This window comes from Methanobrevibacter wolinii SH, from assembly GCF_000621965.1.
GTDB classification, from domain to species: domain Archaea; phylum Methanobacteriota; class Methanobacteria; order Methanobacteriales; family Methanobacteriaceae; genus Methanarmilla; species Methanarmilla wolinii.
Window position 1 is genome coordinate 85,649 of the sequence record NZ_JHWX01000007.1, and the last position, 25,040, is coordinate 110,688.

The 25,040-nt window shown below is 24.5% G+C and carries 19 protein-coding genes; 2 read left to right on the plus strand and 17 right to left on the minus strand.

The window, feature by feature from the left end; genetic code table 11:
• Positions 1 to 314: 314 nt before the first annotated feature.
• Both T523_RS00385 and tes read right to left on the minus strand, forming a co-directional pair.
• Positions 315 to 1,295: a beta-ribofuranosylaminobenzene 5'-phosphate synthase gene (locus tag T523_RS00385; RefSeq protein ID WP_042706868.1), complete on the minus strand. Its 981-nt coding sequence runs from the start codon at positions 1,293 to 1,295 to the stop codon at positions 315 to 317.
• A gap of 154 nt (positions 1,296 to 1,449) precedes the next feature.
• Entirely contained in the window at positions 1,450 to 2,979 is a 1,530-nt protein-coding gene (gene tes / locus T523_RS00390) for a tetraether lipid synthase Tes (protein WP_042706869.1), read from the minus strand.
• A 516-nt stretch (positions 2,980 to 3,495) separates the two neighbouring features.
• Here tes and T523_RS00395 point away from each other — a divergent pair.
• Entirely contained in the window at positions 3,496 to 4,062 is a 567-nt protein-coding gene (locus T523_RS00395) for a CDP-2,3-bis-(O-geranylgeranyl)-sn-glycerol synthase (RefSeq protein WP_042706870.1), read from the plus strand.
• Between the two features lie 426 nt (positions 4,063 to 4,488).
• Here the strand turns inward: T523_RS00395 and T523_RS00400 are convergent, their stop codons facing one another.
• The 9 genes from T523_RS00400 to T523_RS00440 all read right to left on the minus strand — a co-directional run bounded on the left by T523_RS00400 (position 4,489) and on the right by T523_RS00440 (position 15,684).
• Positions 4,489 to 5,532 (minus strand): hydantoinase/oxoprolinase family protein, encoded by a 1,044-nt coding sequence (locus tag T523_RS00400; protein WP_042706871.1) that lies wholly within the window; start codon positions 5,530 to 5,532, stop codon positions 4,489 to 4,491.
• Positions 5,533 to 5,938: 406 nt separating this feature from the next.
• Complete coding sequence (locus T523_RS00405; RefSeq protein WP_042706872.1) at positions 5,939 to 7,087, minus strand: ATP-grasp domain-containing protein; 1,149 nt, start codon at positions 7,085 to 7,087, stop codon at positions 5,939 to 5,941.
• 67 nt (positions 7,088 to 7,154) lie between these two features.
• Positions 7,155 to 8,471 (minus strand): non-hydrolyzing UDP-N-acetylglucosamine 2-epimerase, encoded by a 1,317-nt coding sequence (wecB, locus tag T523_RS00410; protein ID WP_042706873.1) that lies wholly within the window; start codon positions 8,469 to 8,471, stop codon positions 7,155 to 7,157.
• A 341-nt stretch (positions 8,472 to 8,812) separates the two neighbouring features.
• On the minus strand, positions 8,813 to 9,703 hold the full coding sequence (truA, locus tag T523_RS00415; protein ID WP_042706874.1) for a tRNA pseudouridine(38-40) synthase TruA: 891 nt from the start codon (positions 9,701 to 9,703) through the stop codon (positions 8,813 to 8,815).
• A gap of 501 nt (positions 9,704 to 10,204) precedes the next feature.
• Positions 10,205 to 10,813: an ABC transporter ATP-binding protein gene (locus T523_RS00420; RefSeq protein WP_042706875.1), complete on the minus strand. Its 609-nt coding sequence runs from the start codon at positions 10,811 to 10,813 to the stop codon at positions 10,205 to 10,207.
• A gap of 20 nt (positions 10,814 to 10,833) precedes the next feature.
• Positions 10,834 to 11,784: an ABC transporter ATP-binding protein gene (locus T523_RS00425; RefSeq protein WP_042706876.1), complete on the minus strand. Its 951-nt coding sequence runs from the start codon at positions 11,782 to 11,784 to the stop codon at positions 10,834 to 10,836.
• 67 nt (positions 11,785 to 11,851) lie between these two features.
• The gene (locus T523_RS00430; protein ID WP_042706878.1) at positions 11,852 to 12,715 is read right to left on the minus strand and encodes an ABC transporter permease; all 864 of its coding nucleotides are present in this window, start codon (positions 12,713 to 12,715) and stop codon (positions 11,852 to 11,854) included.
• A gap of 9 nt (positions 12,716 to 12,724) precedes the next feature.
• On the minus strand, positions 12,725 to 13,708 hold the full coding sequence (locus tag T523_RS00435) for an ABC transporter permease (protein ID WP_042706945.1): 984 nt from the start codon (positions 13,706 to 13,708) through the stop codon (positions 12,725 to 12,727).
• A 347-nt stretch (positions 13,709 to 14,055) separates the two neighbouring features.
• Positions 14,056 to 15,684: an ABC transporter substrate-binding protein gene (locus tag T523_RS00440; RefSeq protein WP_042706880.1), complete on the minus strand. Its 1,629-nt coding sequence runs from the start codon at positions 15,682 to 15,684 to the stop codon at positions 14,056 to 14,058.
• A gap of 784 nt (positions 15,685 to 16,468) precedes the next feature.
• On the opposite strand from T523_RS00440, the gene T523_RS00445 reads away from it, so the two are divergent.
• Positions 16,469 to 17,017 carry a GNAT family N-acetyltransferase gene (locus T523_RS00445; protein ID WP_052334573.1) on the plus strand — a complete coding sequence of 183 codons (549 nt, stop codon included), beginning with the start codon at positions 16,469 to 16,471 and terminating at the stop codon, positions 17,015 to 17,017.
• A 150-nt stretch (positions 17,018 to 17,167) separates the two neighbouring features.
• On the opposite strand, the gene T523_RS00450 is transcribed toward T523_RS00445, so the two are convergent.
• The 6 genes from T523_RS00450 to argC all read right to left on the minus strand — a co-directional run bounded on the left by T523_RS00450 (position 17,168) and on the right by argC (position 25,002).
• Complete coding sequence (locus T523_RS00450) at positions 17,168 to 19,303, minus strand: heavy metal translocating P-type ATPase (RefSeq protein ID WP_042706881.1); 2,136 nt, start codon at positions 19,301 to 19,303, stop codon at positions 17,168 to 17,170.
• A gap of 23 nt (positions 19,304 to 19,326) precedes the next feature.
• On the minus strand, positions 19,327 to 19,590 hold the full coding sequence (locus T523_RS00455) for a hypothetical protein (protein ID WP_232228987.1): 264 nt from the start codon (positions 19,588 to 19,590) through the stop codon (positions 19,327 to 19,329).
• 804 nt (positions 19,591 to 20,394) lie between these two features.
• Positions 20,395 to 21,627 carry a preprotein translocase subunit SecD gene (locus T523_RS00460; protein WP_042706882.1) on the minus strand — a complete coding sequence of 411 codons (1,233 nt, stop codon included), beginning with the start codon at positions 21,625 to 21,627 and terminating at the stop codon, positions 20,395 to 20,397.
• The gene (locus T523_RS00465; RefSeq protein WP_042706883.1) at positions 21,624 to 22,505 is read right to left on the minus strand and encodes a protein translocase subunit SecF; all 882 of its coding nucleotides are present in this window, start codon (positions 22,503 to 22,505) and stop codon (positions 21,624 to 21,626) included. The genes T523_RS00460 and T523_RS00465 overlap by 4 nt, the downstream gene beginning before the upstream one ends.
• Positions 22,506 to 23,254: 749 nt before the next feature.
• Positions 23,255 to 23,746, minus strand: coding sequence for a flavodoxin family protein (locus T523_RS00470; protein WP_042706884.1), 492 nt, complete (start codon positions 23,744 to 23,746; stop codon positions 23,255 to 23,257).
• Between the two features lie 206 nt (positions 23,747 to 23,952).
• Positions 23,953 to 25,002 (minus strand): N-acetyl-gamma-glutamyl-phosphate reductase, encoded by a 1,050-nt coding sequence (argC, locus tag T523_RS00475; RefSeq protein WP_042706885.1) that lies wholly within the window; start codon positions 25,000 to 25,002, stop codon positions 23,953 to 23,955.
• Between the last annotated feature and the right edge of the window lie 38 nt (positions 25,003 to 25,040).

Consider the following 25,040-nt stretch of genomic DNA (forward strand, 5'->3'; position numbering starts at 1 on the left):
TTAAAACACATTATAAACTAAAAATAAATAAACAAAGATAAAATATAAATTAATAATAAAAACTAAAAAAAAGTTAATTTTATTAAAAACTTCAAAATTTAAGAAAAGTTAATTCTACTAAACACCTCTAAATCCAAGATAAATCATTAAATTAAAGAAAAAATTAATTTTACTAAACACCTCTAAATCCAAGATAAATCATTAAATTTAAAAATAAATAAGATTTAAAAATCTAAAAAAAATAAAAAGCAAAAAATAATACAAACAAAAAAAGCAAAAATAAAAAAAAATAGATTTTAAAAATGAAAAAACAATTATAAAATTTCATAACCTTGATTTTTAGCTTTAGTTACAAATACAATACCATCATCACCAAGGTAATCTTTAGTTTTCTCAACAATATCCTCATTATCCTCATCAAAGAAGGAATATAATGCAGGACCAAAAGAACTAATACCTACACCATAAGCACCATTATCATGAATAAATTTCATTAAATCTTTTGTTTTTTCATTTTGTATATCAATACCGACTTTATTAAAACCTTTATACTGCATCTCATTAACAGCTTTTCCAACTTCAATAATATCTTTTTCAAGCATGAAAGGTATAAGATTCATAAAAATAATATGAGATATCTCATTAACTTCTCTTGATGAAATAGGACATGTTTCTTTAAAGACATTAATTTCTTTTTTACCATTAACTCCATTAGATTTTGGAATTGCAATTAAAATATTCCAATCTTCAGGAAAATCATATCTTGCAATAAGTTTAGGAGGTTTAGCTGGTGAAGCTGAAGAAGGTAAAAAATCAGGTTTTTCTTCTTTACTATGACCGCCATCAACAATAAATCCACCAAAATCAAAGGAATAGGTACCAATACCAGAAGTACCTCCACGACCAATAATAGTAGATAAATCTACTGCATCTTTATGGATATCCATTAATTCAGTTATAATTTTTGCTGTAGCTAATCCTATTTGTGTTCCAGAACCTAAACCAGAATGTAATAAAAGAGATTTTTTAACTATAAAATCAAAACCTACATTAAGATTATAATAATCTAAGATTTTATTTGCTGCATTTTTAATCTTTTCAGTATATTCTGCTTTAATATCATTACTTAAGTCTTCTTCAAAACTAACAGTAATATCCGAAGAATCTGAAAAATTTCCTTCTAAAATAAAATTAGGTTGATCTAATGTAAGACCAATTCCTCCATCCATTCTTCCGTTTGACCCATCCATATTAATAAGAGCCATATGTAGACGAGAAGGTGTTTTAATAATCATATTTAAGTGTCCTCAATTGTTTTTAAATATATAATATAAAAAAATTAACTATTTTAATTTATTTCTTATTTAATTTAGAACTTTTTTATTAAAAGTATTAGTATATAAAAAAATAGTAACCTAAAAAATAATAATTAAAAAAAAATTAAAAGAATTATGCTTCTTTTTGTAATTCTTCAATTTTTTCTCTTTCTTTTCTGTTTAATGGTACTGAAAATTCTTGTTCAATACCTTCCCTAAATCTAGAATTCATAGTACAGAATGGGATAATTCTACCATCAGGAACTGCATAATGGATAATACATCTTTGTACTCTATCCTCATCAAAGTTATATGGATCCATAAAGTGCATACAAGAAATTAACATTGCATTAGTAGAGAATTCACCTAAAGCATCATAAGATTTATTTTTAAATACATCATATAAAATGTGTTTAATATCTAAGTCAGAAGGTGCTTTACTAGTATCTATAAAATTAGATAAATTTTTAATAGCACTAGCTGCAATTCTAGCTTTTGCAGCAAATTTACCTTCTTCCATTTTTTCAGCACTTTCATCTAAGAATTTTAAAAATGCATCAACATCAATGAAATCAGTGATTGGAATATATTTTTGATTTCCATCTTCATCAGTATCAACAAATACATAAGTTGCTGAACCACAATGTTGGTGACAATTTAACATAACTGGATCAACACTATCATCCATAGCATAAATAAATCTTGTAACTGGTTCAACAGATGATGGTGGATAAAATGCATCAGTAGTAACTTGATGGTCTAATTGTCTTTCAACTTCTTTTTCAAAGTCAGGTATAGTAAACCTTTCTTTTTCAACTAAATCAGTATCAATTCTTCCTGCAAATGCAACAGGTTGGAAGTTTACACCATAAATAATATCCCTATTATCAAATGCAAATTTAATAATATCCCCAATTTGTTGATCGTTAACTCCTTTAACTAAGGTAGGTACAAGTACCATACCTAATCCTGCTTCACGACATCTTTCAATAGCATCTAATTTTTTAGGAAGTAAATTTTTACCTCTGTTTGCAATATAAGGTTCTTCAGTTACACCATCAAATTGCATATATACAGTATTAAGTCCTGCTTCTTTAAGTTCTTCAGCATAACCTTTTTTACTTCCAAGTCTAATACCATTAGTTGCAATTTGAGTATGTACAAATCCTTCTTCTTTTGCCATTGCAATAAGCTCAGGAAGATCACGTCTTACTGTAGGTTCTCCACCTGCATATTGAATAGCTGGTGTAGGAACTGGTTTAAGATTTCTTAAATTCCTAAGCATCATCCTAATTTCTTCTTGAGTAGGTTCATATAATCTTTTACTTACAGCAGCATTAGCAAAACATACTGGACATCTAAGGTTACATCTATTAGTAACATCAATTAAACCTAAAACAGTAGAAGTTTTATGTTCTTCACATAATCCACAATTATTAGGACAACCTTGAGATTTATGAATTTGAGGATTTTCAACTTGTGTAGTAGTAGTGGAAAAAGCATTTGCTTTATTGTAAATATCTGCATCACTCCAGTAGGTATTTACAAATTCTCCATGTTCATCACAAGTTTTTTTAATCATGATTTTCCCGTTTTCCTCATAAACTTCAGCATCGACAGCTTTAAAACATACTGGACATAAACTTTTAGTTTTTTTAATCAAAAAATCACCATAAATAAACTTTAATCCTTAAAATTATAATTAAAATAATTAGTGTAATATTAAATTTTAAATAAAAAATAATAATGTAAATATAATATATAATAAATTAATTATATTAAGTAAATATTATTTTTAATCTTATTTAAATGTATTCACATCACATAGAGTATATTGAAATTTAAAAAAATAATAAAATTAAGATATTTTAAGATATTTTATAAAAAAATGGCTTTGTTGAAATCCTCAAAATCTCTTGAATAAATTTTCTTAAAATTGATTTTCAAGCATTAATTATTGTTTAAATTTTTATAAAAAATAGGAATTCAACAAACCCAAAAAAAATATTAAATAAATTAAAAAAATAAATTTAATTAATAAAATAAAAGATTTAATAGAAATAAAAAAATAAGTATTAATTTAAATAAAAAAATAAACTAATATTAAATTAGTGGAACTTTAAAAAGAAATAATTTCAAATATTATTTTAAGAAATTAATACAAAAATTGAGGAAAAAAATGAACTTTGATTTGTATAATATAGGTATACTCATTGCAGTATCTATTTATTTTATACTACCTGCATATTTATCAAATAGTAGTGCTCTTATATTTGGTGGAGGAACACCTCTAGATTTTGGTAAAAAAACTAAAGATGGTATGGAACTTATTGGACCAGGATGTACATGGAGAGGACTTATTGCTGGGACAATTATAGGAGGTATTGTAGGAGCCCTACAAGGAGCTTATACACCTTTACTTAAACAAGCATGTGGAAATATAATCCCATTTATAACATACTCTGGAATTACAAATGGATTATTTATAGGTTTAATACTTGGATTTGGAGCATTACTTGGTGATGCAATTGGTAGTTTTATTAAAAGAAGACTTGGTATTCCAAGAGGACATTCTGCCCCAATTCTTGATCAAATAGACTTTGCAGTAGTTGCATTAATATTAGTATCATTTTTCATTCATCTTACAATTGAAATTGTAATAACAGTATTAATTATAACTATATTTATACATTTAATAGCAAACACAATTGCTTACTTAATTGGTGCAAAAGATGTATGGTATTAAATTAAATACTTTCTATTTTTACTATTTTTTTAATAAACATTATTGATTTTAACTAATTTTACAATGATTAAATAATCACAAAAACTCTAAAATTAACTTTACTAAATTTACCCATAACAAAATAACAAATTCAAAAATTAATTTTATCAAATTTACCAATAATAAACAAATAAACACAAAAACTTTAATTTATTTAGCTAATTTTACTTATAATGATTAAATTAAAATCCAAATTTAAAAACAATTAACATAAATAATTTTAAAAAGGATAAATAAACAAAAAAATAAGTATTAAACATATAAATTAAAAAAAAAGCCATAAAATCAATAATTTAAGAAAAAAATCATAAAAACTTTTAAAAAAAAAAATTAGTTAAAAGTATTAAATTTAAAACCTAAACAGATTTTTTAAAAAATAAGAAAAACTTAAGAATTATTTCTTAAGTATTCTTCCATAAGAATTGCAGTACCAACAGCAGGTGCAACAACACATTCTTCATCAGTTAAAAATTCATTCATTGATTTAACATTTAATCCTAAAGATTCTGCTGCAGGTTTATCTAAAATATCTTTTCCAAGACCAGTAGTAACAATTGTATCAATATTTTCCCTTTTAGATACTTCACCAATTGCTTCTGCAATTTGTTTTATTTGAGTTTTATGGATTGTTTCACATAACTGTTTAATATCATTTTTATTTAAGATATCTAAATCTGCACATAAAACTCTTGCAACACGTCTTGCACATTCAATCTTAGATTTACCTTCACCATCATAAGTACCACATACATAATCATCTTCACTAATTAAGTCAAGAATTCTATAAACATCAGCAGTTTCTGCAAATAATTCAGAACCTACCCTATATTCAATAGTTTTACCATTTTTACTAAGAGGTACTTTATATAAAAATGAACAAAGATTAGTTCTTAAAGTTCCAGTATATACTAATTCACCAGTACCTAATCTTTCCATATCTGAACGACCTTTAGCACATTCTTTACCATTTTTAACAGGTATAATATCAGTAGTAGTACTTCCAGTATCTACAAAAATACAATTATTTGAGATCTTTGCAGCTATAGGTGCTGTAGCAATCCAATTTGCAGCAGCAGCTTTTAATGGATTTTCTATAATACCATCAATATCTACTACTCCATCAAGAGTAACAAAACCTAATGGTAAATCAAATAAATCATTAGCTTTATTTGCAATATCTAAAACTCCATCTTTTTTAGTTTCATATGCATCTACAAGTTCTGCAGTCATTGAAATACCTACACCATCAAGTTCATCAATTGGACATATTTTTTCAATAAGTTCAGTTAAAACAGTTTGTAAAGTATCATTATCACTCCACATGGGTAAATAAGATAAATCAATTTCTATATTTTCAATTTCTCCATTATCAAAATTAATAATAGCTACCTTAGTGTTTGCTCCACCAATATCAAATCCTGCTATTTTCATTAAAAATAACCTCTATAATATTCAATAATAAATAATTAAACTCAAATCTAATTAATATAATAATTAAATTCAAGCAAAAATCTAACTAATATAAAACTTAAATAAACAATTTAAGTTAAAATAAATCTAACTAATATAATACTTAAATAAAATAATTCAAGCTAAACTAAATTTAATCTAATAGATTAAAATATAAAACATTTAATCGCTTTTTAAAAAAAATAATTTTAAATAATTGTTTTTAATCATAAAATCTAAAATATTAATTTATATTATTCAAGTTTCAAATTTTAAATTTATTATTCTATATAAATAATATTAACTAATTTCTAAATTATAATATAATTAATAAGTTAATAATTTATGATAATATAAATTAAAAAAATTAGAAAAATAAAATAGAAAATTAAATAGTTTCTATTTTTAATTGACCATTATCTTTAATAAATTTTACACTAGATTTAAAGGACAAATCATCAATATCCTCAATAGATAATTTACCGTCTATTAAATCTATTATAGTCTGTCCAATATTTATGTTTAAAACTTTTCTAAGACCTACATAAGGTGTTGTAAAACGTGAATTTATTTCAATAAGATATGGAATATAATCATCATTTTCTTCTTTTACTATTAAATCAACACCAACAAAACCTTTTAAACCTTCAATACTTTCAATGGCTTTTTTAGCAACTGCAAATATTTTATCTTTTGCTGGATGATTATAAGGTAACTCACCACCAAGATAATTACCTACATCATTTTTTAAACTAACATACTGCTTATTTAAACTAATAGGTAAAGCTTTTTTTCCATCAGAAAGAAGACTTACACTTAAAACTTCACCTTCAACAAATTCTTGAACTAAGATACCATTTCCTTCAGGGAATAAATCATCTAATTCATCAATGTCAGATTTACTAGAAATAATTTTAATATTTTCACAATCAACACCATTTAATGGTTTTGCAATTAATTTATTCTTAATTTCTAAATCATCAGGAATAGGACCTACTTCACAATTTTCTCCAGGAACATTAATTGCTTTAAGATTGTATTCAATTGGTTTTTTCCAATATATCTTTGGATTATTTATAACTTTATAAGTTAAAGGTAAAGAATCACATTTATATTGTAATGCCATAAATGTTTCAAATTTATCAGAACAAATTCTAGTTGATTCTGTATCAGAAACATAAAGTTTTACATTATTTTCTTCTAAAAAATGAGTAATATCATATAAGTTATTATCTTCTTCAGAAGAAATAAATATAGACCTATTAAATTTATTTACATTATCTATTAAAAAATCTTCTAATGCATTTTCACTTTTATCTTCATCTAAAATAATTAAATTAAGATTTTTATCTTTTCCAAGATAAGAATACTTTTTACTTAATAATAAGTAAACATCTTCATTTTCTAAATCATCAACTAAACCACTAATAAGAGCAGCAGCTTCAGAACTTATACATAAATCATCTAATCCAGTAGCAGTATAATATTCAAATACTAATATTGAATCCTCATTTACATTACTTAAATCATATTCCATGATATCATCTATTAAATAGTTATAATTTTAAAAGAGCATAAATTAAAATTTTACTTAATCATATTAGTTAATTATTATATTTATTAAATAATATAATTGAATCCTTAATATTTGTGTTTTCTTGTGGGAAAACCATCTTATCTTCTTTATATATTACCCTTACTAAAGTATTATATTTATCTTCAAATTCTTTAACAGTAATATCTTCAGATATTTGTTTCATTTCAACTTTAAACCCGGAATATATTGTTTCAGGAGATTCAATTTTCAAATTATCTTTATTATAAGCATCTTCAATAATATCTAACATTTGACTAGCTGCATTACCATTACCATATGGGTTTTTAGCATTTTTCATTTTATTATAAAAATCTTTATCATTTAAAATTTTACTTGCTGTTTTAAGAATATAATCTTTATCAGCACCTACAAGAATATTTCCACCTGCTTCTACAGTTTCAGGCCTTTCTGTATTATATCTTAATGTTAATGCAGGTACATCAAGAGTAATTGCTTCTTCTTGAAGGCCTCCAGAATCAGTTAAAATCATTATAGATTTTGAAATCAATACTAAAAAATCAAGATAACCAATCGGTTTTGTTATGTGAATATGTTCTTCATTTGCTAAGTCATCATAAAGACCAAATTTTTCTAATGTTTTTTTAGTTCTTGGATGAATAGGGAAAACAATATTAAAGTCTTTTAATTCATGTAATGCACTAATAATACTGTGTAATCTTTCTTTGTCATCTACATTTTCTGCTCTATGCATAGTTAATGTAATAATATTATTAAGATTATTAAGCCCTAAATCATCAATAATAGTACTTGTTTTCTTAGCAATCTTAAGATTCCTATAACATGTATCAACTACACTATTACCTGTAATAAATATATCTTTTGGAGAATATCCTTCAAGAATAAGATTAATTGCTGATTCTTCTGTTGGAACAAAATAAAAATAAGAACAGTCATCTGCAGCCATCCTATTAATTTCCTCTGGCATAGATACATCAAAAGATCTAAGACCTGCTTCTACATGACCTACAGGAATATGTAACTTTTGAGCAACAAGTGCACCTGCAAGTACTGCATTTGTATCTCCTTGAACAAGTATAATATCCGGTTTTTCATCTATTAAAACTTCCTCAATACCTTTCATCATAAGACCTGTTTGTTTTCCATGAGAACCAGAACCTACATGAATATTATAATTAGGTTTTGGAAGTTCTAAATCTATAAAAAAGTTTTCACTCATTTCTTTATCATAATGTTGACCAGTATGAATTAAAAGTAATTCATGACCTCTATCTTGAATTTCATCAATTACAGGAGCCATCTTGATTATTTCTGGTCTAGTGCCTAATATAACACCAATTTTCATAATAATCACCCTTTTAAAATTTAATAATATAATATTAAACTTTTAGTTAAATATAATTTATTTTTAATTAATTAATTTTAAAATTAAAATAATAAATCTATTAAAATAATTTTATTCTGAAATTTGAGTTTTGTATAGTTTATTTCTAAAATAAAATAATTATATATAAGATTTAATTGTTTTATAAGATTTAAATAATTTAAAACAAATTTATACCTAAATCAATAATAATAATAATAATATAAAATAAAACTATACCAATATAATATGATTTAAAACAAAACAATATATACAATATAATTTAAAACAAATACTAAAAAATCATTTAATGCTATTTAAAATTAAAAACTATTAAGCATACATTCAACAATAGAATATTTTCTTTGATAATCAACAAGTTTTAAAGCAAGATAACGTTTGAACTTTTCAACTGCATAATCATCATAAGTGAATTTAATATTATCATAAATTGTATCCATTAATATTAAATTTTCAGCTTCAAGTACCTTAATAAGTGCTCTAGGTTCATCTTTTTCTGGATTTAAAAAATGTTCTATTTGATCCATATCCATATTACCTACAGCATATTCTGTAAATACACGCATCATTTTACGAATCATATTCCATAAAAAGCTTTCTCCATAAATATCAACAAATATTGGAGTATATGTTTCATTAAGACTAGAAAAATCTTGATTACTATTAAAATTGTTAGCTTTAGAATTACGAAACATACGTTTATCAGGCTTAATATTAGGAGATGTAATATTGATTTTATCAATTGTTCTTACTGTAGTTTTTTGATATCTTTTAGTGAAGTTTGTAAAATCATGCTTACCTTCAAATACTCTTGCTACTTCATTTAACTTATTAATATCTAAATCATTTCTAAATAAAATATATCTATACCATCTTTGTTTTGCATATCTTGGTTTAAATCCATATCTTACAGGTGCAGTTCCAATAAATTGAACATCATCTGGAAGATAATTATTAATTTTATTTATATAAATTTCTTCTTCAGTCTGAAAACTAATAACATTACCTAAACTATTTACACCTGCATCAGTTCTACCTGCAATACGAAATCTTGCATCTTTAAGATTATTAATATAACCAATTTCAGTTAAAGTATCTATAATTTCACCTTCAACTGTTCTTACATCAGGTTGTCTTTGAAAACCATTAAAATTTGAACCAATATAAGCTACTTTAAATGCTGTCCTTTTCATAATATCACAGAATAGTTTAGTTTATATTTAATTTCTATTTGAAATCATTTATATTTATTATTAATTTAGAATATTAAAAGTAATAAAAAATAAGAGTTTATTATAAAAATCATCTTAAAAGTTTAAAAATAAGATTTTATTATAAAATTATTCTTAAAAAACTTAAAATAAATATAAAAAATAAAATTTTAATATGGAAATCATCTTAAAATCTAATTTAAGATAAAAATTTATTTTTAATTTAAAAATAATATATTTAATTAAATAATTTTAAAAAAATAGACATCTTATAAATTATATAAATAAAAAATCAGATTACTACATAAATAAATATAATAAAGAAAAAATAAACAATAAATAAAAGAGAAATAACAATAAATAACATACCATTCAAAAATAAAACAAAAATCAATAAATAACCTAAACCCAAACAAAAATAAATAACATACTATTCAAAAATAAAGCAAAAAAATAGATAAAAAAACAATATTAAATGACTTATTATTTATTTAAGTCTTCTAATAATATTGTTCTATCAGTTAGTATATTAAGTAATTTAATATCATGACTTACAACTAAAACTCCAATCTTATATTTTCTTGCATACTTTAATAGACTATCCCAAATTTGTACCTGTGTTACAGCATCTAACATAGTTGTAATCTCATCAGCAATTATAAATTTTGTTTCAGGATTTAAAGCTCTTAAAATACTGAATCTTTGCAATTCACCACCAGATAATTCAGAAGGATATCTATTAAACCATTCCCTTTTTATACCAAATTCATCTAAAATTTCTTCTGAAGGATCCCATGACTCTTTTAGAATATTACCCATTGTCCAACGTGGATTCATTATCTTTTCAGGATGTTGATAAATTAATTGAATAGGATTAAAACCTTTTTTAATTTCCATATCATTTAATAAAACTTTACCTTTATAAGAATCCATAAAACCAGTTAGAATCTTACAAAAAGTACTTTTTCCAGAACCACTATCTCCAAATAAACCTAAAACTTCATTATTATTCATAATAAAATTAACATCATTTAAGATTGTCTTTTTCGAATTATATCCAAATGATATATCTTCTGTTTTTAATGTTTCCATAATATAACTTCCAAAAATATTTATAATTCTTTAGTAATAGGATGATAACATCTTACAAAACTTTTTCCTATTTTAGTTAATGGTGGGACTTCTTTTATACATTCAACAGTTTTATATTCACAATTATCTTGATAAGGACAACCTTTAGGAATATTTAAATAAGATGGTTGGTGACCTTTAGTTAATTTAAATCCATTTTCAGGTAATGCATTAAACAATGCTTTTGTATATGGATGTAGAAGATTTTCATCATTAAACATGAAATTTTTAGTTTCTGTAATCTCAATAATATAACCTAAATACAAAATAGCTATCCTATCACTTGTTTTAATAGCTGTATCAATATCATGAGTAATTAAAAGAATACTTGCACCATTATTTTTTAAGTCAATTAAATCATTAATTGTTTCTTTAACTGATTTTTTATCTAAACCTGGAGTAGGTTCATCTGCAATAATAATCCTTGGATTATTTAATAATGCTGTTGAAATTAATACTTTCCTTGCCATTCCCCCAGATAATTGATGAGGATACATATCTCCAACACTTTTATCTAAATTATATTTTTTAAATATTTCTTCTTGTTTTTTTAATTTTTCATTTTTTAAATATTCGTCTTCAACATAACCAATAGCTTGATACTTAACTTTCATCAATGGATTTAAATAATTTACAGATTGAGGAATTAAACTAATTATATCTCCTCTTAATTTTTCTTGTAATTTACTATCTAATTTTTCATCTTTATAATAAATTGAACCTTTAACCTTTGCATTAGGAGGTAATATTCCAAGTATTCCATGAGCAAGTAAACTTTTACCAGAACCACTTGAACCTAATACTGCTAATATTTCATCTTCATATAAATCAAGAGTTAAATCAGATATAACCTTTAATTTTCTCTGTTCAAGACCTTTAAAATATTGAGTAAATCCAATTGAAAGATTATTAATTTTTAATAATTTATTCATTATCTAACCTCTTAAAACATTTATTAAAAACACATAAATCTAAAATAAATTTAAAATTATAAAAGGATTATGTATTAGTAGTTTGAGGATTCAACAATTTATGAACATTTTCACCAATTAAATCAAATAATAATACAATAAATAATAAAGATAAACCTGGATAAAATGCTAACCACCATGCACCAGTACTTAAATATCCCATTGCTTCAGCTAGTATAATACCTATTGCAGGTTCATGTGGAGAAAGTCCAAAACCTAAAAAGGATATACTTGCTTCATGCATTATAGCATGTGGAAACATCAATATTACACCAATTATTATTTGAGAAATTACAAGTGGGAAAATATGTTTTTTAATAATCCACCATTTACTTTTTCCTAATTGTTCAGATAATTTAATAAACTCACTAGTTTTAATTTTTTTAATTTCTGCTCTTAAAACCCTTGCAAGAGGAGTCCAATGTGTTAATCCAACACCTAATATTACACCATAAAATCCACCACCACAACTAATTGAAATCAATATTATAAGTAGTATATGAGGAATAGATCCAAACAAATCAATTACAGCAGCTACAAATTCATCTGTAATAGAATTAATACTAGATAATGAACCAAGAATTATTGCAATAATAGTACTTATAATAGATGCAAATGCACCAACACCTAAACTAATACCAAGCCCTAATATTGTTCTTGTAAACATATCTCTACCCATCCAATCAGTACCAAATATATGTTCAAATGATGGAGCTTGATTAATATTTGAAAAATCTGTTGTAAGCGCTGTTTGAGAATTAATAAAGAAATTACTTAAAAAAACAGAAATTAAAATCAATGATGCAATCAAGATTATAATAAGTGTTTTTGTCCTTAAATTAGCATGATATAATAACCATGGTTTATTTTCTTTTTTATTATTAAACATAATTTATACCTCTTAATATTTTACATCAAATGATTCATTTTCTTTAATTCTTGGATCTACAAAGTAATATAAAATATCTGCAATAAGATTTCCTAAAAATACAAATATTGCACTTATAAGAACGATACCAAGTAAAAGAGGAACATCACTTTGAAGACCTGCTGCTACAGCAGTTTGTCCAATACCTGGATAAGAAAATACTTGTTCAACAAGCACTGCACCACCAAATAATTCACTAAATGATAAAAATTGAAGAGTTAATGCTGGAAGTAATATATTTCTTAATGCTTGTCTTTCAATTAATGGCCAACCAGATTCTCCCCTTGCTTTTGCAAATAATATATAATCAGATGATAAAACTTCAACTAATTCATTTCTAGTATACATTGCAATAGGAGCAACACCTACAAGACTTAAAGTTAATACTGGAAGCACTAACCTTGCTAACCATTGCCATATTGTTACATTAGATTCCATAATTCCTATAGGAACTCCAAGACCAACAGGGAACCAAGCTAATTCTACACCAAATATTATCAATATAAGTAAACCAATCCAAAATGAAGGTGCAGACTGTAATATATAACAATAAAATTTAACAAGCTTATCAATCCAAGTACCTCTATTTTTACCTGCTACAACACCAAGTAAAAATCCAATTAAACCACTGATAATCCAAGAAATTGCCATTAAAACTATTGATGCTTCAAATTTTTCAAGGATAACTTGAGAAACAGGTATACGATAAATTAAAGAAGTACCTAAATTTCCATGTAATAAATTAATTAACCAATTCCAAATTTTAGTAGTAATTGGTTGACCTACACCCCAATATTGCTCAAGTGCTGCTCGTTGAGCTTCACTTACTGCAGACTGTTGAAGATAAATATTAACAGGATCAATAGGTGATAAATCTATAAGAATAAAACTAAAAATAGCTACAGCAATCATCAATACAATAAAATGTATCGTTTTATTTCGAATAAAATAAAGCATTTTTCTATTCAATAAAAATAACCTCCATTAAATAATACTAAAATTAAATAAAAATTTTAATCAATAATAAGCAAATCCTAACTAATTACCTATTAAAAATAAAAATTTTAATCAATAATAAGCAAATCCTAACTAATTACCTATTAAAAATAAAATTAAACAAATAAACATACAAACTAAACAAACACCAAACTAAAACTTATAAACAAAAAACAAATAAACCTACAAACTAAAATACCAAAAAAATATAAAAAACATAGAAACAAATAAAAAATAAAATTTAAAAAAAAAGATAATAAATTATTCTAAATAATTTAAGAATAAAAAATCATCTTTTTTTAATTAATTTAACTTGTTTTATTATTACGTGTCCAATTACAAATGTTTTCCATATAATCTTGACCCATTGTAGGTTCTTTACCTATGTTTACAGTATTTTTAACAAAATAACAATAGTCATAATCTGCAATCCATAACCATGGTGCATTTGCAGCAGGTCCAAAACCAGAATTACTATCAATATATGCAGCTTGTTTCCAATATGCATTTGCTTGATTCTGATTATTACTACTTAAAGCTTGATCAAGAACATTATCTACAGCAGAATTATTATATTCATTTGGATTCATATAATCATCTTCTGAAAAGTTATTTTTACTGTAATATTGTTGGTATATATTCCTATAAGGATCATCTGAAGATTGTTGCATTACAACAGCATTACTATACATATTTTGATAAATTGTATCCCAATCAGTACCATTTAATTTTATTTCAATACCTAAATCTTTAGCTTGTTCTGAAACAACAGTTGCTAAAGATTGTCTTGATTGATCTTTAGATGCATAATATAAAGTAAATGATGCTTTTGTTCCGTTTTTCTCACGTATACCATCACCATCAGTATCTTTCCAACCAGCAGTTTCTAAAATTTCTTTAGCTTCATTTGTATTAGAATCATTTACTTTAGCTTGGTCATTTGCATATGGTAAATAATCTACACCAGTATATTCAACTTTACCATGTCCTTTATATACTGAATTAATAATTTTTGAACGGTTTAAACCAATATTTAATGCTTTTCTTATTGCAGGATCAGCAGTAACATTATTTCCTACTTTGTGGCCATTATTTGTTTTTAAACCAGTATCATTCATATATGGGAGAGAAATACCTTGTGCACGTGAACTTGGCATATCAACTAATTTATAACCATCAGCACTTTGATTTAAACTTGAAAATGGTGCTTGTACAACATCAGCTTGATTTGATTTAACAAGTTCAAATGCAGTGTCTTCATCAGGGAATAACATAGTAATTTGTTTAAAGTATGGTTTTTGACCATAATAATTATCATTTACAACAAATATTGCTTGTTGACCTTTGTCCCATTGTTTTAATTTATATGGTCCAGATCCAATAGGATTAGCACCATATGTTTCATTATTATAATTTTTCTCTGGAACAATACCAATATACCTTAAATTATATACAAATGAAGATTGTGGTTTTTTCAATTTAAAAATAACAGTAGTATCATTTACTGCAGTAGCTTTATCTAAATTAGATATATCTAATTGAGAATTACTAGTTTTAGCAGTATTAAATGTAAATGCAACATCACTTGCTTTAAGACTAGAATTATCTGAAAATTTAACATCATTACGAATATCAACAGTCCATTGAAGTCCATCAGAACTTACTGTATAATTTTTTGCAAGATCTCCAACAAAACTACCATTAGAATCAGATTTCAATAATGTACTTTGTACTAATGGATTAAAATTCAAATGTCCACAACCCCAACCAGTTAATGGATTAAAACCACTTTCTGGTTCTCCAGCATGTCCTGGAACAGTTACAACTAAATGAGTTGGATCATCATCATGACTAGTTCCAAAATATGAAGAAATAGCTACAATAGCAATTATAGCAATAATTACAACAATAATACCATATTTAAGTTTTTTATTCATTATAAACCTCCAAAAAGTATTAATTTAATTTACTAAAATCAAAAACTAACTTTTATAAGAATATAATAAATGCCTTTTTAATATCAATTTAAGAAAAAAATAATAATTTTACAATAAAATTGATAAAAAATTTCAATTTAAGAATAAGTAATAATTTTACTATGAAAATCCTAATAAAAGTATTACTTTTAATAAATTAATTATTAATACTTAAATAAATTATTAAAAAAATATTATATAAATATTTTGATTTAAAACGATTAAAATTGAAAAATAAAATAAAAAGTATTACTAATAAGCTAAAAAAGTCCTAAAAAGTAATAATAATGAAAATTAAATAAAAATAACACAATAATTAAATAAAAAATACTATATAACAATTGGCTAAAATTAAAAAATCATTATAAAAATAAGTAAAAAATTAAATAAATTAATATTTATCTGTTTTAAAGGAAAATTTAATAAATATTAAATTTTTAAGTATAATAAATAAAAATTAATAAAAATAGAAAAAAGGATATTACTTTTTAGCTATAAAATGCAATAAAAGTAATACAATAAAAAGCTTTATATTAGATAAATAAATATATTAAAAAGTGTAAATTAAAAAGAACTCATATAAAGTATTACTTTTTTATATGATATCATATTAAAAGTAATACTTTAAAATAACTAATTTTAATAGATTTTTCTGCATGACCTAAAAAAAATTAATATTAGTAAAAAATACGAGTAATACTTTTTAATTAAAAATTAGTAAAAAAAGTTTCTAAGAGGTAATAAAATGTATGTAAAAACCTTAGATAATAATAAAAAGCTTATTAAAAAAACACAAGAATTTTTATTTAAAATGATTAAAGAAGAATTTCACTTAAATTATGTCCCTCAATACCATTATGATATTATAGAGTTATACAAAACATATATTAAACCTCAAAGAAACAATTTTTACATAATACTAAATGAGGATAATGAAATAATAGCAAGTTTAGGAATAAGAGCTTATGATAAAGATTTTAAAGAATTTAAAAAACTTTATTCAAAAGAAGATACTTCAAGCTTATGGAGAGTATTTGTTAAAAAAGAATATAGAAGATGTGGAATAGCATCAAAACTTGTAAAAATAGCAGAAGAATTTTCAAAAAATAATAATTATTCAAAAATATATTTACATACACAAAAAACAGTAAAAGGATCACTAGATTTTTGGCTTGCACAAAGATTTAATATAGTATTAAATACAGATGAAGAACTTCAAACTGTTCATATGGATAAAAAAATAGGAAATATCCAAAATAAGATTATTAAAGAAAAAGCAACAAGTATTATCTAAAATATTATTTTATTATAAACTTTTTTAAATTAATATTTTAAATTACAATTAAAATATAAATTCTTTTAAAGAATAAAAATTTAAAATTAATTATCTAATAAAAAATAAAAAAACTAGTTATAAATTTTTTAAAAATTAAAAAAAAGAGAGTTATGTAGAACTCTCAACTTTTTTTCTATCATAATTATCACTTAATACTGGTTTTGTACTTTCTACACCAAGTAACATAGTAGATAAATTATGAATAATTGAAGACATATTTGGTTGTATCAATCCAATAATACCTAATGCAATTAATGTACCATTAATCCAAAGTATTTTTTGGTAATTATTATCTATTTTTTCAAGCATACCTTTTGATAGGTATCTTAAGGTAACTAAGTCATATAAATCATCAGAAAGTAATGATATATCTGCAACTTCACGAGCAATATCAGAAGAGTTTCTCATTGATACAGATACATTTGCAGCAGATAATGCAGGTGAGTCATTAATACCATCACCAACCATAATTACTTGATTACCTTCAGCTTTAATTTCTTCAATGATATGAGCTTTATCTTCAGGTAAAACTTGAGATTTATATCTTGTAATACCTAAGTCATTAGCAATTGCCCTTGCAGCATTTTCACTATCACCAGTTAACATAATAACATTTTCTATACCTAATGATTTAAGTTGACTAATAACATCTTTAGCTTCTTTTCTTACAGGATCATCAATACATAGAATACCTTCAAGTTTTCCATCAATAGCTAAATATATTACTGAATAAGATTCAAGATTTTCTTTAATAATTTTTTCTTGTTTTTTAGTAAATTTAACTCCTTCATCTTCACAAACAAAATGGTAACTACCAATAATAGCAAGTTTTTCATTATAATGTGTTGAAATACCATGAGCAACAATATACTCTACTTCAGAGTGGTCTTCTTCATGATGTAAACCTTCAGCTTTTGCTTGATTAACAATTGCAGTTGCAACACTATGAGCAAAATGCTCCTCAATACAAGCAGAAATTCTAAGTACTTCATCACGACTTAAACTACCCATTGGAATTACTTTTTCAAGTTTAGGACTTGCATTTGTTAATGTACCAGTTTTATCAAATACAATAGTATTTGCATTTGCATAATTTTCAAGGAATTTACCGCCTTTAATCATCATTTTATTATCAGATGCTTCACGCATTGCAGAGATAATTGTAAGTGGTGTTGTTAATTTAATTGCACATGAAAAATCAACCATTAAAACAGAAAGAGTCTTGACTCTATCTCTAGTAAATAAATAAGTTAATCCAGTTAAAAGGAAAGTATATGGTACAATGGAATCAGCTAATCTTTCTGCTTTAGAATGTATTCCTGCTTTAAGATCTTCTGAGTTTTCAATCATATCAACTATTTTATTAAGTCTAGTACCTTCATTAACTGAAATAGCTTTAACATGAATAGTTCCTTCTTCTACCACTGTTCCTGCATGAACAGTTTTACCTTCAGTTTTATGTACTGCAAATGATTCTCCAGTCATTGAAGATTCATTTATCATAGCATCTCCAGAAACAACAGTACCATCAATAGGAATAATTGAACCCATTCTTATTACAATAATATCTCCTTTTTGAACCTTAGATAATGGATAAGAAATCTCTGTTTCCTCTCCATTTTCATCAGTTTTTAAAAGCCATACTGTATCAACATTAAGAGCTAGACTATCTTTTAGAGTATCTTTAGTTTTTTGCATAGTATACTCTTCAAGAAGATCAGATATAAAAAGTAAAAACATCATACTTCCTGCAGAACTATAACTTTTTTCATGTAAAGATCCACTAATAGCAGATGCGTCTAAAAGTGCTACATCAACATTAAAACTAGTTAAACTATCTAAACCTTTTAATACATAAGGAATAGCATGTACAAATAACCTAAGTTTTCTTATTGGAATTGGTAAAATAATTTTATATAAATACCTTTTTATAACTATTTTAGATAGTTGCATGAAGAATTTATTTTCTAATTCCCTTATTTTACTTTTATTTGTTGGAGGTTCCGCTTCATACAAATCTTCATATTTAATATTATCTAAAATATTAAGAATTCTTTGTTTTTGACTTCTGTCTTGATAATAAATTAAAATACTACCATTTCTATGAGATGTTTTAACATCAGTAATAAAATCATAATCTAAAAGTGAAGTAGCAATACCCCACCCTTCTTCTTTTGTAAAAGCTACTCTTCCACTTAGAACACGAAGACGAGTACCTTTATCATAAACTATTTCATACTTCATTAAAATCTCTCAGAAGAATTTATTTATTCAGAATCATAAACTGCTTTTTTATCTTTAACTTCAGCATCAACAGAAATATCTTCTGCATTATCTTTAATATTTTGAAGTTGTTCTTCAGCTTCCTTTTTTGCAGTTATAACTTTAGAAACCACATTAGTACATGCATTTTTAGTAGATTGTGAAGATATAACTTTTTTAGCTACATAAGCAGCAGCAATTCCACCTACAAATGCTAAAGCATGGTCATGTTCCATGATTTCTTCAAAAAAATGTTCAATATCAGCCATAAAATTTATTCTCCTATTAAATTTTTATACACCTAAATTTAAAAAATCCTTAAAAATCCTTAATAAATTAAAATAAACTGTTAAATTAGAAAACAACCAAAAAGAATAGATTATATTATAAAATATAATATAATATTCTAATAATACCCAAATTTTAATTAAAAATATAAGAAGGATTTCAAAAAATACATTATTTTTTAGGTATACATAATAATTAATATTTGTTACTATATAAATTTTTAGGTTTACAAAAATATTTAATAAATAATTTATATTAAACAAATAATATAATAAAAGTTTTAATTTAGACTAAATTTAGATAAATAAAAATAAAAATAAGTAAACTAATTAAAAAAGATTAAAAATTAATAAAATTAAAAAACAATGAAATAAATTTATTTAAATAAAAAATTAAATTACAATGAAACTTAAAAATAAAAATAATTAAATTTAATAAAATTTTATTAATATAAAAACTTAAACAGACTTTATTATTTATAAAGCAAAATGAAAAAAATCATTTTAATAAAACTAAAAACAATTTAAAAAAAAATAACTAAAAAAACTAAAAAACTAAGAAAACTAAACAAAACAAAATAAACAAAAACAACACTCAAAAAACTAAAAAAAAAACAAAATAAACAAAAACAACACTCAAAAAACTAAAAAAAAAACAAAATAAACAAAAACAACACTCAAAAAACTAAAAAAAAAAACAAAATAAACAAAAACAACACTCAAAAAACTAAAAAAAACAGAAAAATTATAAAAATATCTAAAAATAAAAAAAAAGAAAATATTTGTCTATTTGACAAATATTTCTACGAATTTAGCAAATGCTGGACGAGTAATAAATACACCTACAAGTACACCTAAAATTGTAGTAAATGCAAAACCAGAGATAGTACCAATACCACTAGCACCTCTTGCAAATCCTATATAAGATAAAGGTAACATTGCTGCAATTAAAGTACCTGCAGAAGCAAATATAATAAAGAATGCTTTTTTAACATTCATTTGTGTTCTTGTTCTACGTCTAGATTTTTTATTAGAACTTCCTTTATGAGCAAGAACTTCATCAACAATAATAATTTGATCGTCTACACCAGTACCTACACTCGCCATTAAACCTGCAATTGCTGCAAGATCTATGTTCCAATGTATAATTGACGCTATACCTAAAACAATAACAACCTCAGATAATGTTGTTACTAAAATTGGAATAACCAATATAGGTTTTCTATATCTGAAGAAGATAATAGCTGAAATAGCAAGAATTGCAAGAACAGCTGCAATAGCAGTACCTTCAATAAATTGTTGACCTAATTCTGCTGAAACAGTATCAGACCCAATAACACTAATTTTTACTGGTAATGAACCAGTTTTTAATACAGTGTAAATATCATTTGCTTTAGAATTTGCATCTTTTTGATCAGTACCACTACCACTTACTTCAATTTCAGTAGCAGGTTCACCACTTGCAAGGTCTGCAGAAAGTTTTGGTGGGTTTTTATCTACTGGTTTACCATCAAGATACATCCAGACTTCATGACCACTTTTACCTTTTGCTGCAGCAGCAAATTTTTTAGCTCCTTGAGTTGTAAGTTTGAAAGGTACTCTCCAAGATTGACCAGTAACTTGATACATTTCAACATTACTAATATCAGAACCAGTAATAACTGTTTGATTATCAATTTTTGCTTCAAACACACCAGGGTGACCAATCAGTTTCTCAACCTCTTCTGGAGTAGCTCCTGCCATTTCAACAACAACTTGTTGGTTACCACTTTGTCTTACTTTAACATCACTAATACCATATAAGTTTAAACGTTTATCTAAGACTTTAGTAACAGTATCCATTGTTGATTTATCAACAGAATGTTCTAATTGAAGTTGAATAATAGATCCACCTTTAAGGTCAAGACCTTCTTGAATTCCAAAACTTGCAATACATAGAATACTAATTATAACACATGCAATAAAAATCATTACACGTTTATCTTTTAAAAATTCCATAGGATCATTTCGTTTCCTCATAATCCCACTCCTTTTGTTTTAGTTTTTCTATGATGTTTTTTCTCTTCTTTAAAGTCAATATATTTCCTTAATATTCCAAGGTTCATAAACCAAGTGTTTATAATATCTGCAACTAAACCAAATATTAAAACTAAAGAAATTTCACTTAAAGTTTTAGCTTGTGGCATTAATACAACAGTTACAATGTATAAAACTGCCATAGCAGCAATAGCTGAAAAAGACATAGTTAAACCAGTTTTCATAGATTCTGTTGCTCTTTCAACTACAGTTCCATTTCTACGTTTTAAAAGACGGGTTGTTAACAGAATATCAGTATCTACACTATAACCTATTAACATCAGTAAAGCACCTACAGATGCAACAGATAAAGGAACTTTAAATACAGCCATTCCTCCAGCAGCAAAAACAATATCTAAAAATGCAGATAAAATTACTGCAAATGCTGGAACAATTTCCCTAAATACAATAAGAATTGTTACAGCCATAAATACAAATGCAAAGAGTAATGCCCAATATACTTGATTCATTGCTTCTTTACTTAAAACAGGACCAACAGTATTATAACTAGTTACAGTTCCTTTTCCCTGTAGTGCTTGTTTAAATTGTCCTACGTCTATTTTTTTAGATAATTCAACAGTATATTTATTATTACCATTATCAATTACCTTAACTTCATCTACATGTAGACTATTTTGTAAGTCACTAGATAACTCACTAGTAGACATTTGGGAATTTAAATTAACCTCAGCCATGGTACCACCACTAAGGTCTACTCCTTGTTCTATACCTACAAAATGAATACATCCAAAAGATAAAATAGCTATGACAATAGGAACGATTATTAATAGTTTATAGTTATCCATAAACTTTTTTAACATAATCCACCTATTTTATTTAAATTTAAAAATAAATAAGTTATCGTTTGCTATTTTAATTAAAAATAGTATGTCGACTACTATTTGAATTTATTATAATCATTAAAAAACTAAAGTAGTATCTAATATAAGAAACTAAAAAAATTTAATATTAGAAATAAACAAATTCTAGAAATTTGTATTATACAATAAATTTAATAAATATAATATATTCGATATATAATTTTATTTTTAATTGTATATAAAATTTTATAAAAATAGATAAAAAATGTTTAAAAATTATTTAAATATCTAAATTACAATCTTATTTTGTATAATTTTTTTAAAAATGATTTTACAATAATAAAAGCAATAAAAGAAAAAAATAGAGATATTTTAAAAATATAAAAAATACTAAAGTATATTTGACTTAAATTAAGTATAAATTAAAATAATCTAAAATAGATTTAAATAAATTAAATATAAAAAAATAGATACTATTAAAATCCTTTAAAAATTAATAATAAGTTTTACTCTTATTAAAAACAATATCATTTAAATATTTATTATTTCTTTAAGTAAAAAAATAATAATTTAAAAATTAAATCCACAATATTTTCTAAAGTAAAATTAATAAATTAAAAATTAAATCCACAATATCTCTTTAAGTAAAAAAATAATAATTTAAAAATTAAATTTTCTTAAAGATTAAAATTTATAATTTTAAAATAAGTAATTTCTCAAAAATAAAAATCTAAAAAATTAAGATAATATTAATGATATAAACTTAAATCTAAGATTTTTGCATAAGCTTCACTATATTTTTTAAGATAAGAATCAGATTTACCTTTAGTTTTAATACTAAATCTTTCAATAACCCTACCACCACGAGCTTTTACCTTCTCTTCCATCCTATCTAAAGTAGCAGTTCCACCAGATTTTGACATTGTAGCAAAAATAACAACATCTTTTCCTCTTAAATCACATCTATCAATAATAGTAATTATTGCAGGACTTGGTTTTTTAGACCAAACAGGTGTTCCAAAATAAACAACATCATAAGGACTAACATCAACTCTAAGAGGAGATATTTCAGTTTTAATCTCACGTATAGCATCAAAATTAGAAGTTAAAATATTTTTAAAACCAGTCCTTGGTTTTTTATCCTTAATCTCAATAATGTCTGTATTTAATTTATTAGATAATGTTTCTGCAACAATCCTTGTTGAATTATCTTGTGAATAATAAATAATTAAAGCTTTCATAAATATCAACTTCAATCTTATTTGGAATTTTAATTTTAATTTTGAAATTAATAATATAAACCTTTTATTAAAAAATATTAAAACTATTAAAATCTTATTTTTATTAAAAAAAATAATATAAGTATGAATATTAAATAAAATATCTTAAACTTAATGATTTAATAAATTAAATACTATTTAAGAAATTTATTGATTTTAATAGTTAATTAAGGATGAACTCCAAAGAAGTCAAGACCTAATTTTTCATTAAATCCACATAAAAGATTCATATTTTCAATAGCTTGACCACCTGCACCTTTTACAAGGTTATCAATAGCAGATAAAACTACAAGTTGACCACTTCTATCAACTTCAAATCCACCAATATGAACATAATTAGATCCACGAACAGAACTTAATTTTGGAATCTCACCATAATCTAAAACTTTAACAAATGGTTCATTATCATAATGTTCTTTATATATTTCACAAACTTGTTTTCCAATATCTTCTCTTTCTTCTTGAGTATTAAAACTAAAACCAGCATCTTCATTAAAAAGAACATGGTTAGTTGTATAAATACCTCTTATTACAGGAACAAGAATAGGTGTAAAAGATACTTTAACATTAGAAAATCTATTAAGTTCTTGAGCTATTTCTGGAGTATGTCTATGTGTAGTTATTTTATAAGGATTTACATTATCTGCAATGTTTGGATAATGTGTTGTTTCAGAAGGACTAATACCTGCACCACTAACTCCAGTTTTTGAATCAAAAATCATCCTATCTGCTAATTTTTCATCAGATAATGGATAACCAGATAAAATTGCACCAGTTGTAAAACATCCAGGATTACCAACTAATCTAGATTTTTTAATTTCTTCTCTGTGGATTTCTGGAAGACCATATACACTTGGAATATATGGTGTATGTTTAAATGGATACCAATCTTCATAAACAGCATAATCATCAAACCTATAATCTCCACTTAAATCAATAACTTTTGCATCAGTATTTTCAATTATATCTGGAATAATTTTCATACTTGCTCCATGTGGAGTTGCAGTAAATACAATATCTTCATCTAAATCTTTAGGATCTTTATTTTCAAATTTTAAATCTAAACCTCTAAGGTTCGGATGAACTTTGTAAATTTCTTTACCATCATTTTTTCTTGAAGTTACTGTTGTAATTTCAACTTCTGGATGATTGTATAATAATCTAATTAATTCTCCACCAGTATATCCACTTGCCCCTATAATAGCTACATTAACCATCTAATCACCTGTAAATATAAAATTTATAACTATACTAT